The sequence below is a fragment of the Finegoldia magna genome, assembly GCF_018371055.1.
Lineage (GTDB): Bacteria > Bacillota > Clostridia > Tissierellales > Peptoniphilaceae > Finegoldia > Finegoldia magna_I.
On sequence record NZ_JAGYZD010000034.1, the window covers coordinates 1 to 11,039 of the forward strand.

Below are 11,039 nucleotides of genomic sequence, written 5' to 3' on the forward strand. Positions count from 1 at the left end.
ACACCTGATAATACATAGAATAGCACGAACACTACAAGTGGAAGAAGTGCTTTTTTATTTGGTTTCATTTTTTAGCTCCTTTAATCTTTTATAATTTCCGAATTCACGTCCGTATTCCATGAACGCGTCGATATTTTCCATTTTTGTTCCTTTTGGAATTTGACAACCTGTAGACAACACATATCCACATGGAGAATCGTAACCGATGTCGATACATTCTTTTACAGATTTTTTAACATCTTCAGTATTTCCCAAATACATAACATCTACTGGAGGAACATTTCCAGTAATTACAATGTCGTTACCAAGAATTTCTTTAGCTTCCAATAAACTTTCACAGTTATCCAATGAGAAGTTACCAATTCCTGAGTCTTTTAATAATGGCCACAAATCTTTTGAGTCACCACAAATATGCAAACCTGCAGAAGAACCACAGTATTTTTTAACGTCTGCAATGTTTCTCTTTAAATATGGAAGTGAAAATTCTTCGAATTGTTTCTTACGAATCAAAGTAGTACTTGAAACTGGATCGGCAAATCCCATTCCAAATCCTCTACTGCCAACTTCCTTAATGTATTCTCCGTTGTTAATAGTGATGATATCCATAATTTTATGAAGAGCATCCTTTTTCTTAACCATCCAACGAAGTAAAGTTTCAGTTCCCAAAACACTTGCCGCAACAGAGAAAGGTCCAGTCATTGCGGCACCGATTGATGCAACATCTCCGACTTGGTCTCTGATTTTTTCCAATGCTTCGATCAACACTGGTAGCTTTCCATCTTTTAATGGATTGATAATTTTTAATTTTTCGATATCTTCGACCTTTTTCACAACTGGTTCTTTTAATTGTGAAATACCATCTTCTGGATACCAAATTTCAGTTCCCATGGCTTCTGCCATTCCTCTTAAAGTAGTGGACACGCTGATAGAATCGTGGTAGAACCTTTTGAACAAAGCTACTTCCGTATCGGCGATTACATCAGAATTTGAATAATAATCCCAAGTTTTATATCCAAGATAATCACTCATAGTTACTCCCATATCTGGGACAACAGGAATTCTATCCATTTCTTCACCTTTTGAGAAAGCCTCCATTCTCTCCTTTGGAGTCATCTCGTCTTTGAACATATACATCCTCCTTTTTAATTTTTGCAAATAATATAATAAATTTAATTGCTCTAATTCGCATAATAATTCTATCATATAAAAATTGAGTCATTTTTTGAAATATTTTATAAGTAGTTGTTTTTATTCATTTAAATTAAATAAAAACTTATCAAAATGGATTTACAGAATAAAAATTTTTGATTTCACACAAAAATATTTTCATGATAATGATTTTTCAATTGACAAACAAGAGCATAAATCAAAAATAATCATAATAATTTATCGAAACAGAGTATTTGCTTTAGTAAAAACGTAAAATTGATTTATTTGATTATCCAATAAGTCATTATTATTTGGGCAATATCCAATATCAAATATGTTAAAATGAAAATGGGTGATAATATGAAAACAGTAATAGTGTCGGGCTTTTTAGGTTCAGGCAAGACAACTTTTATCAATCACATTTTGGGATTCAACAAAAATACTTTGGTATTGGAAAATGAATTCGGAGATGTGAGTATTGATTCAATGTTGATTAAAAACGACGATATAATTGAAATTAATTCGGGATGTATTTGCTGTGGATTGAAGAGCGATTTTAAGGAAATTATTCACAAAATCGACAAAGACCAATTTGAATACATCATAATTGAGCCAACTGGAGTTGCGAAATTAACGGATATATTGGAAGTTTTAAAAGACGAAGAGAATTTGCAAATCCAAAAATGCGTGACAATTGTTGATTGCGACAGTTACATTTGCTTTCACGATGATTTCGGAGAATTTTTCAATGATCAAATCAAAAATGCTGATATAATATACATAACGAACGTTGAAAATTTGGAAGAAGAAAAAATCGAAGAAGTGAAGAAGTCAATCGAACAATTTAATAAGCATGCAATTATTCACAAGAAAGATTTTAGAAAGATGAATCCAGAAGATATTGTGAGTGAATTTGCTGACAACAAGAAAGAAGACAAACACGAATGTTGTTGTCACGGTCACGGTCACAAATGCTGTGGCAAACATCATCATCACGACCACGGTAAACATTCTCACGAAGATTCCAAATTTAAGACCAATGTTCAAAAGATGATTTGGAAAAGTTTTTGGATTCAAAAAGCATCGTGAGAGCCAAGGGAAATGTAGAGATTGCAGATAAGAAAGTTTTCGTTAGCAAAACTTTGAGTGGATTGGAAGTATCAGATTCAATATCTGATAGCGATGATTTTGTAATAATCGAGGTTAATAATGAGTAAAGTTGGAACTTATAATTGTATTATAATGGAAACGATGCCCATCACTGATCCGGGATTATTTGAGGATGCGGATTGTTTGGTAGAACATTTCAAGGACAAGGATTATGCAAGTATTCCTATGTCTTCTACATTAGAATCAGAAGCAATGGGTGCTGTAGCTGAACTTGGTAAAGTTAGCAAGTACAAATACGATAATGTGGATGATATTGTGATTGATTTTGATTACAATCAAAAGCATGTCAAAGCTTTGTTTGAGGCGATCGATAAAATGAAAGACGATAAAAGAGTTATCGTTGAGGTTGCGGGTCCATTGGTTATATTGGATAACTTGGCAAGCTCTGAGGTTGTTTTTAGATCTTTCAGGAAAAAACACGACAAAATCGTCGAGCTTTACGATGAAATCAGAAAAGCTTTGGTTGAATACATCAAAAAATTAGTCGACAGTGGAATAAAATTGATTAGTTTTTCCGATAGTTTGGCGGGTGCTGATATTATTGGTCCTAAACAAATGCAATTGTATGTGGATGAGTTTTTGATGAAGTTTTTGGAAGATATCCAAAACATCGACAAACCATTCAATTTTCACTTATGCCCAAAGTCCACAATGGCCTTGATTAGTTTGGACAAGGCAGAGTTCAGACCAATTGAAAAAGACGAAGAACAAAGATATGTTGATTTCTTATTTGAAGGAGAACACAAGATTTTCGGCGATAGATGTATGAATTTGTCAGATAAGAAATTTATGAAAATTAATGAGATAATAATTAGGAGGTAGAATGAATACACAACAAGAATATTTGGATAAAATGGCAGAAATGGTAGTAGAAATGGAAGACGAAGACATCGCTGAGGTGTGCCAAGAATATATCGACAAGGGATTTGATGCTAAGCAAGGTATATTCGACGGACTTATCAAAGGTATGCAACAAGCAAGTAAGCTTTTTGATGAAGAAGAATATTTCATTACAGATATTTTGCTTTGCAGTGATGCCATGTATGCTGGTTTGGACGTTTTACAAAAATACGTAGAAATGAACGACGACGATATTCTTGGAGTTGGAGTAATCGGAGTTGTTGAAGGGGATACTCACGATATCGGCAAAAACTTGGTTAAATTGATGATGCAAACTGCAGGATTTAAGATGATCGATTTGGGTCGTGATGTTAAATTGCAAAACTTCATCGATGCAGCAGTTGAAAACAACGCTGATTTGATTTGTATGTGAACTTTGATGACAACTACTATGGACAACATGGGTAAAGTTATCGAAATGTTAAAAGAACAAGGACTTAGAGATAGATTCAAAGTTATGATCGGTGGAGGTCCTATTTCTCAATCATTCGCAGATAAAATCGGTGCAGATTCTTACACTGAAAATGCCGTTGAAGCTGTAGAAGCTGCTAAGAAATTAGTTGGTAAAGATAAGTAGGATAGAGATGATTAACGAAAAAGATAGATTAAAAAATGCGTTAAATCATATTTTCATCGATAGAATTCCTGTGATTTGTCCGGGAGGAATGATGAATATGATATCCAAGGAGCTAATGGAATTGAAAGATATTTACCTTCCGGAAGCTCACTTGGATTCTAGGAAAATGGCTGATTTGGCGAAAGCTATCTACGACGAAAAAATTTTCGAAAATATTGGAGTTCCATTCTGTATGACGATTGAAGCTGAAGATATGGGTTCAGTTGTCGATTTTGGAAATGAAATTTACGAACCACATGTTATCGAATACGCATTCGATAATATCAAGGATTGGGAAAAAATCAAAGATTTCAAGAAAGAAGATTCCCGAAGCGATATCGTGATTGAGGCTATTAAAATCTTGAAGGACGAAGAAAAAAACGCCCCAATTATTGGAAATATCACAGGTCCTGTAAGCACTGCATCATCAATAATGGATTCTGTAAAATACTACAAGGCTCTTAGAAAAGACCCACAAAGAGTTCACGAATTTATGGATTACGTTACAGATCATTTAATAGAATTTGCCAATAGACAAATCGACGCAGGAGCAGATGTGATCGCAGTTTCAGATCCTTCTGGTACTGGAGAAATTATGGGACCAAAATTTTTCAAAGAATTCACTGTACAATATTTGAATAAGTTTTTGGATGGAATCAAAGACGTTCCAAAAATTGTCCACATATGTGGAAGAATGACTCCTGTACTTGATTTGTGCAACGACATTCACTCTGATTGCTTGAGCTTTGATTCAATCGTTTCATTGAAAGATGCGAAGAAAGTTTTGAAGCATCACGTGTTGATGGGCAATGTGTCGACTTATGCGCTTGAATATTCAGACAGTGAAAAAATCCAAAAATTAGCGAAAATATCGGTAAACAATGGATCAAATATTCTATCTCCAGCTTGTGGAATAGGTATGAGATCGCCACTTGAAAATTTGAAATCAATAATAACAGCATCTAAGAATTACGATTATGAAGATAAGAATAAATAATTTAAACAGAACAATTGAATTAGAAGACGACAAAAGCTACAATTTGATGAATGCTTTGCTTGAACATGACGTCTACATCGACAACTCGTGCAATGGTAAGCTAACTTGTGGTAAGTGCAAGATTAAAATCATAGAAGGAAATGTCAACGAAATCACTGATACCGAAAAAAGACTTCTTAAAAAAGAAGAAATCGAAAACGGAATTAGGCTTTCTTGTGCAGTTACAATGAGTGGCGATTTCATAGTGGAAACTTTGAGCGAAAATAGCTCCATTGATGTACTTGATTCAGGAGAAATGCCAGAGTTTGAAAAACAATACAGGGACGGCTACGGGATTTGTGTGGACATCGGTACTACAACTGTGTGCATGAACTTGGTAGATTTGAAAACTGGAGATATCATAGCGAAAAACTCTGCACTTAATGCGCAAACAAAGTACGGCTTGGATGTGCTTACGAGAATTACGTTTGAGTTTGAAAATGAAAATGCAGCGAAAATTCTTCAACACAGCATTGTAAGTTCTATGAATAAATTGATAGACAAGATGATTGTCGAATCAAAAATCGATAGAAAAGATATCAAAGAAGTGGACATTGCGGCTAACACTACAATGGTTCACATGCTTTTGGGAGTGGATGCAAGAAGCTTGGGGAAATTCCCTTACAAACCAGTGTTCACTGAAGCAAAGAGTTTGATGTGTGAAGATATTGGACTGAATTTGGACGCAAAGCTGTACACTTTGCCAAATGTTTCAGCGTATATCGGAGCAGACATCGTTGCTGGTGCTTATGTTACAGATATGAGAAACAGAGAAAACACACTGTTTATAGATATCGGTACAAACGGCGAAATAGTTTTGAAGACTAATGACAAATTGTATTGTTGTTCTTGTGCAGCTGGTCCTGCACTTGAAGGTATGAATATAAAATGCGGAATGAGAGCAGAACAAGGAGCCATTGAAGATGTTGTAATTGACGGGTCAGATGTCAAATTACAAACTATCGGTGACAAACCTCCAAAAGGGATTTGTGGTAGTGGAATTCTTGCTGTAATCAGTGAAATTGTTAGAAATAAAATCGTCAACAAAAGAGGAAGGATAATCGACCCAAACTCTGTAGATGATTTTAGAAAAGATTTGGTAAGAATTGTAGACGATAAAAGAGAGTTCATGATGACTGATGAACTTGTTATCACGCAATCTGACATCAGACAAGTGCAACTTGCAAAAGGAGCGATACTTTCTGGTTTTATAAAACTTTTGGATGAAGAGGGATTGGATATTTCTGATTTGAACGAATGTATTGTAGCAGGTCAATTTGGAAGTCATTTGAAACCATCGTCAATCGTAGGTGTGGGAATTCTACCTTACGAAATTGAATCCAAAATAAGTTATGTAGGTAATTCATCTTTAATAGGAGCGTACATGTGTTTAATGAATGATAAAATAAAAGAAGAAATGTCCACTCTTGCTGAAGATATGAATTATATAGAATTATCAATGACAAAGGACTATGAAAAAATATTCGCTAAGGCGATGGAATTTCCAAAGGAGAGATGATTATGAAGAAAAAATTATTGGTATTGATGATGCTTGTGTTCTCATTGACAGCTTGTAATGCTGACAAAGATAAGGCCCAAGAACCACAAAAAACAGAACAAACACAAGAACAAGCAAAAACAGATGAAAACAAAACAGAAGAAAAAGCATCTGAGAGTGAAGCTACTAAGGTTTCAATCGTTGTAATGGATGAAGTTAACAACAAAGAAATCTTAAAAGAAGATGCAGAAATCAAAAAAGATGAAAACTTGCAATCTTACCTTGAAAAAAATCACAAAGCTGTTTTTGAAAAAGGTATGATGACTGAATTGGAAGGCGTAAAACAAGATCCAGCTAAGAAACAATACTGGATGTACTATGTTAACGACAAGATGGCAGAAGTAGGAATCGGCGATTACAAAGTTAACGAAAACGACAAGATAGAATTCAAATTTCAAGAAATGAAATAATGAAGACTAGTGATTTGACTAGAATTGCAATATTATCAGCAGTATGCATCCTGACAAGAATTTATTTGAATATAATTCCGAATGTAAAAATATTGTCGGATGTCATACTGATACTTGCAATTGAAAAAAACCTAAAAGAGTCACTATTTGTAAATGCAGTCACGATGGTAGTCACAAGTTTTGTGCTTGGGTTTGGAATATGGGTTTTGTTCCAAGTGGTAGACTTTTTCATCTTGGCTGTATTTAACTATGCAATTTTTAATGTTTTTAAATTGAAAAAAACATTGGTAACGAAAACTATCGCATTGTCTGTGTCGGGATTTTTGTATGGACTTATAATTACATTGATGGAATGCATGACTGTTATGGGAATGAATGTATTCATTGCAAGATACATGACATCAATTCCTTTCGACATTAACCACATGATTGGAAATGCGGTTATATACATTTTTCTGATATACAAGCTTGAAGATTATATTACAGGCAAGAAAAAAATCATGAATTAAAACTGGATAAATATTTAATAAATTTAAAATTATATATAAGATTAAACTTATGTGATATAATTACATCAAATTGATAATGGAGGGATGAATTATGAATTTAAGAAAAAAATTAGTAGCTGGATTCTTATGTCTAGCAATAGTAGGATTAGCTGGCTGTTCACAAAAAGCAGACGATAAAAAAGAAGAAACAAAAAATACTCAAACAACTGAACAAGCAAAAGATGATTCTAAGAAGGAAGAAAACAAAGAAGAAAAGAAAGCAGATGACGAAGTAAACGGCGTTTCTATGAAAAACCCAATCAAAGTTGACAAAGAAGCTAAGAAAGTTACAGTTTTATCTTCTGTAAATGGTAAATATTTTACTGAAGCAACAAGACACGCATCTGTAAACACTGACGGAAGTAACGGAGCAAAATCAGTTCTTACTGCATATGCTACTCCTGAAGAATTCTACAATGCATTAATCGAAATCGGTGCAAAACCTGGTGAAAATATGAACCCAGACAACGCTACAACAACTCACGTTGAAGGATCAAAAATTGGCGCTACTGTAACTTGGGAAGGCGCTGGAAAAGATTATGATATCAACGAAGTAATCAAAGATAGCAATGGAAAGAAAATTGATTTTAGATTTGGTGGAAACTTAGAAAGAGCAAAAACTAAGAAAACAGGTTGCTTAACTTGCTTGGATTCTTGTCCAGTAGGAATTATTTCTAATACAACTTACACTAATGGAGCTGTAGAAAAGAGAAACGAAGTTAAATTTACAGGTAACGCAGATGTACTTCCAGAAGATGGAACTTATGTAGCAGTAACTTATACTTTAGAAGATTAATAGAGGTATCAAGTGAAAAAGTTAAGGGCGATATTTTATTATTTAACTACGGGCGTAGCCATCGGGGTTTTATGTTGTTTACTTTTGTTATTCAACGTAAATTTTGAGATGATGGTTAGCCAGCAGCTAGTAATGTTTATCTTTACGGCTTTTGGATTGATACTAGGAATTGCTTATACAAATATCAACAGATATGTATTCTTTGCTTTGGAAGCGGCGATATTCTTAATTGCACTAATAGGTGGGAAAACTCAAAGTCTTATCTACATTGTAAAAGAGTTTATAATGTATCATGGACCAGTTAAGAATATTCTCGTTCCTACAATCGCAGTTATCGTAATTGTTAACTTAATCAACCTCTATATAGTTTTTACTCAGAAGAAATATCAAAAGTATTATAGTAGAGAAGAACGTAAAGCTATGAGAGAAGAAGAAGTTAAACTTAGCGATTTAAGAGAAGAAAAAACACCTGAAGAAATAGCTGAACTTAAACACAAGAGAAAAATCCAAAGAATTATCGCTTTAATTATTCTTGGAGTGTTGTTGGGATTATATTTCTTCGTACCTTCAATCAAAGCAAAGACTAATGAAGCCTTCTCCACGATTTCAAAATTAGATACGGATGTCGTAGTAGCTTATTTGAGATCTTACGGAAAACAAGCAGCAGTCGTATCATTTGTTTTAATGATATTACAATCAATCGCGGCCCCTATCCCAGCATTCTTGATTACTTTATCAAATGCTGCAATATTTGGATGGGTTAAGGGAGCTATGCTTTCTTGGTCATCAGCGATGGCAGGAGCTGCACTTTGTTTTTTCTTAGCGAGAGCTTTAGGAAGAGATGCTGTTGAAAGACTAACAAGCAAAGGTGCTATGGAAAGTGTTGACGTATTTTTTGAAAGATACGGAAAATATGCAATATTAATTTGTAGACTTTTACCATTTGTTTCATTCGACTTTGTAAGTTATGGTGCAGGTCTTACTAACATGGGATTCTGGTCATTTTTCATAGCGACTGGAATTGGTCAATTACCTGCAACAATTGTTTATTCATATGTTGGAGGAACATTGACTGGTGGAGCTCAAAAACTTTTCTTGGGTCTTTTGACATTGTTTGCATTATCAATCATGATTGGTATAGCTAAGAAAGTTTACAACGACAAACAAAAGAAAAAGGGCGGAAAAGTAGTAGAATAAAATTATAATCATAGGTCATTGATGTGGCCTATGATTTTTTTGTGCAAAATTTAGTTTTTAGAGTAAAATTTATCACTTTATTTTGATAACGAAATAAATAAATTTGACAATAAAACTTTTTAGAATTAAAATTTAATTATGAAATCATTTTCTATAAAGATATAGAAATACATAGGAGGATATTTTGAATAAGAAATTTAAGGACGTCATTATCGTAGGATTTGCATTATTTGCAATATTCTTTGGCGCAGGAAACCTGATTTTTCCACCTTATTTAGGGGTGCTTTCGGGAACTGAGTACAAAAAGGCAATGCTAGGATTTTTGTTGACAGACCCTGTACTACCTATACTTGGGGTAATCATCACCGCTAAGCTAGGTGGAGGAGCAGAAGATCTTGGAAAAAGAGTTGGGAACAAATTTGCTAAGATTCTTGGAACCGTTACCATATTAACCATTGGACCGCTTTTTGCAATTCCTAGAACTGCAGCGACAACTCACGAAGTTTTTGTGTCGAAAGTTTTTCCAGGAACTCCAGAATGGGTAACTGCATTAATATTTTTTACGTTGACTGCGATTTTTGTATTTAACGAAACGGGAGTTATCGATAAAATAGGGAAGTATTTGACGCCAGGATTGGTAGTTATTTTATTAGTTATTATAGGTAAGTGTATCGTAGATCCTATTGGTGTTATGAATATTGCAACCGAAAATCAAATATTTATGAAAGGATTTGCAGAAGGATATCAAACTATGGATGCTCTTGGAGCAGCGCTTATGACAGGGATTGTAGTTTCAGATTTGAAAAGAAAGGGATATGTCAACGATGAAGAAAGACTGAAGCTTGTCAAGTGGGTTGGACTTGTGGCATTTGTATTATTGGCGATTATTTACGGTGGATTAATTTATGTTGGAGCGACTGCATCCAAAATTTACACAGTTCAAAACACAAGAGTCGACATATTACTTGGAACTGTTCAAAATATTTTAGGTTCAGCTGGTAAAATAGCCATAGGAATTGCGGTGTCATTGGCATGTTTAACGACTTCTGTTGGGCTCAGTGCGATTGCTGGAGATTTCTTCTCGAATATTACAAAAGACAAATTGGGATACAAACCAATTGTTTTGGCAACTGTTGTGATTTCTGGTGTGCTTTCACTTGTTGGGGTTGAAGCGCTTATTAAAGCAGCAGTTCCAATACTGTCGACAGTTTATCCAATTATTATGGTACTTATATTTTTAGGAATTTTCGAAGAGCATATCAAATACGATTTGATATACACAGGGGCGGTGCTTGCGACATTTGTTGTGAGTTTCGTAGAAGTTTTGAATCAAAATTTTAAACTTTTACAAGGTTTTACAGATGTAATCAAAACTCTTCCTCTAAGTTCTGTTGGATTTGAATGGTTGTTGCCGGCGATTGTTACGGGGGCAGTGTTTGGAATAATTGCTTATATCCAAGATAAAAAGAAATTAGCATAGACGAAAAATTTCAGCATAAAGTTGTTCTTTGTGCTGATTTTTTTGGCAAATTTAAGGAGATTAGTGATTTTATAATTAATTTTGCACTTTGTTTACAAACTTTTTACACAATAATGATTGATTAATTATATAATAAAGATAGAAATAAAATTTATGGAGGATTTTATGGGAAACCTTAT

Annotated in this window: 13 protein-coding genes; 12 read left to right on the forward strand and 1 reads right to left on the reverse strand. The window is 34.1% G+C overall.

The features are described 5' to 3' along the window. Positions 1-54 precede the first annotated feature (54 nt). On the reverse strand, positions 55-1,128 hold the full coding sequence (locus tag KHW44_RS02710; protein WP_094204162.1) for a uroporphyrinogen decarboxylase family protein: 1,074 nt from the start codon (positions 1,126-1,128) through the stop codon (positions 55-57). A gap of 381 nt (positions 1,129-1,509) precedes the next feature. On the opposite strand from KHW44_RS02710, the gene KHW44_RS02715 reads away from it, so the two are divergent. The 12 genes from KHW44_RS02715 to brnQ all read left to right on the forward strand — a co-directional run bounded on the left by KHW44_RS02715 (position 1,510) and on the right by brnQ (position 10,860). Beyond that, entirely contained in the window at positions 1,510-2,238 is a 729-nt protein-coding gene (locus KHW44_RS02715) for a GTP-binding protein (RefSeq protein WP_304065664.1), read from the forward strand. Then, positions 2,217-2,366 (forward strand): hypothetical protein, encoded by a 150-nt coding sequence (locus KHW44_RS02720; protein ID WP_304065667.1) that lies wholly within the window; start codon positions 2,217-2,219, stop codon positions 2,364-2,366. The genes KHW44_RS02715 and KHW44_RS02720 overlap by 22 nt, the downstream gene beginning before the upstream one ends. Continuing rightward, positions 2,359-3,141 carry a uroporphyrinogen decarboxylase family protein gene (locus tag KHW44_RS02725; RefSeq protein WP_304065670.1) on the forward strand — a complete coding sequence of 261 codons (783 nt, stop codon included), beginning with the start codon at positions 2,359-2,361 and terminating at the stop codon, positions 3,139-3,141. The genes KHW44_RS02720 and KHW44_RS02725 overlap by 8 nt, the downstream gene beginning before the upstream one ends. Position 3,142: 1 nt before the next feature. Beyond that, positions 3,143-3,592, forward strand: a complete 450-nt coding sequence (locus tag KHW44_RS02730; protein ID WP_304065673.1) for a B12-binding domain-containing protein — start codon at positions 3,143-3,145, stop codon at positions 3,590-3,592. A 6-nt stretch (positions 3,593-3,598) separates the two neighbouring features. Next, positions 3,599-3,796: a hypothetical protein gene (locus KHW44_RS02735; RefSeq protein WP_304065676.1), complete on the forward strand. Its 198-nt coding sequence runs from the start codon at positions 3,599-3,601 to the stop codon at positions 3,794-3,796. Positions 3,797-3,803: 7 nt separating this feature from the next. Then, complete coding sequence (locus tag KHW44_RS02740) at positions 3,804-4,832, forward strand: MtaA/CmuA family methyltransferase (RefSeq protein WP_002835683.1); 1,029 nt, start codon at positions 3,804-3,806, stop codon at positions 4,830-4,832. Then, complete coding sequence (locus KHW44_RS02745; RefSeq protein ID WP_304065683.1) at positions 4,813-6,390, forward strand: ASKHA domain-containing protein; 1,578 nt, start codon at positions 4,813-4,815, stop codon at positions 6,388-6,390. The genes KHW44_RS02740 and KHW44_RS02745 overlap by 20 nt, the downstream gene beginning before the upstream one ends. Before the next feature lie 2 nt (positions 6,391-6,392). Further along, positions 6,393-6,839, forward strand: coding sequence for a DUF4430 domain-containing protein (locus KHW44_RS02750; protein WP_225559912.1), 447 nt, complete (start codon positions 6,393-6,395; stop codon positions 6,837-6,839). Further along, entirely contained in the window at positions 6,839-7,348 is a 510-nt protein-coding gene (locus tag KHW44_RS02755) for a hypothetical protein (RefSeq protein WP_002835680.1), read from the forward strand. The genes KHW44_RS02750 and KHW44_RS02755 overlap by 1 nt, the downstream gene beginning before the upstream one ends. Positions 7,349-7,439: 91 nt before the next feature. After that, complete coding sequence (locus tag KHW44_RS02760) at positions 7,440-8,183, forward strand: YdjY domain-containing protein (RefSeq protein ID WP_304065691.1); 744 nt, start codon at positions 7,440-7,442, stop codon at positions 8,181-8,183. A 12-nt stretch (positions 8,184-8,195) separates the two neighbouring features. Further along, positions 8,196-9,380, forward strand: coding sequence for a TVP38/TMEM64 family protein (locus KHW44_RS02765; protein ID WP_304065694.1), 1,185 nt, complete (start codon positions 8,196-8,198; stop codon positions 9,378-9,380). 184 nt (positions 9,381-9,564) lie between these two features. Continuing rightward, positions 9,565-10,860, forward strand: a complete 1,296-nt coding sequence (gene brnQ / locus KHW44_RS02770; RefSeq protein ID WP_304065697.1) for a branched-chain amino acid transport system II carrier protein — start codon at positions 9,565-9,567, stop codon at positions 10,858-10,860. Positions 10,861-11,039: the final 179 nt, after the last annotated feature.

Excerpts from the sequence above, each read along its gene's own strand:
- KHW44_RS02710 (WP_094204162.1), bottom strand. The coding sequence starts at position 1,128 with ATGTTCAAAGACGAGATGACTCCAAAGGAGAGAATGGAGGCTTTCTCA.
- KHW44_RS02715 (WP_304065664.1), top strand. The coding sequence starts at position 1,510 with ATGAAAACAGTAATAGTGTCGGGCTTTTTAGGTTCAGGCAAGACAACT.
- KHW44_RS02725 (WP_304065670.1), top strand. The coding sequence starts at position 2,359 with ATGAGTAAAGTTGGAACTTATAATTGTATTATAATGGAAACGATGCCC.
- KHW44_RS02730 (WP_304065673.1), top strand. The coding sequence starts at position 3,143 with ATGAATACACAACAAGAATATTTGGATAAAATGGCAGAAATGGTAGTA.
- KHW44_RS02735 (WP_304065676.1), top strand. The coding sequence starts at position 3,599 with ATGACAACTACTATGGACAACATGGGTAAAGTTATCGAAATGTTAAAA.
- KHW44_RS02740 (WP_002835683.1), top strand. The coding sequence starts at position 3,804 with ATGATTAACGAAAAAGATAGATTAAAAAATGCGTTAAATCATATTTTC.
- KHW44_RS02745 (WP_304065683.1), top strand. The coding sequence starts at position 4,813 with ATGAAGATAAGAATAAATAATTTAAACAGAACAATTGAATTAGAAGAC.
- KHW44_RS02750 (WP_225559912.1), top strand. The coding sequence starts at position 6,393 with ATGAAGAAAAAATTATTGGTATTGATGATGCTTGTGTTCTCATTGACA.
- KHW44_RS02755 (WP_002835680.1), top strand. The coding sequence starts at position 6,839 with ATGAAGACTAGTGATTTGACTAGAATTGCAATATTATCAGCAGTATGC.
- KHW44_RS02760 (WP_304065691.1), top strand. The coding sequence starts at position 7,440 with ATGAATTTAAGAAAAAAATTAGTAGCTGGATTCTTATGTCTAGCAATA.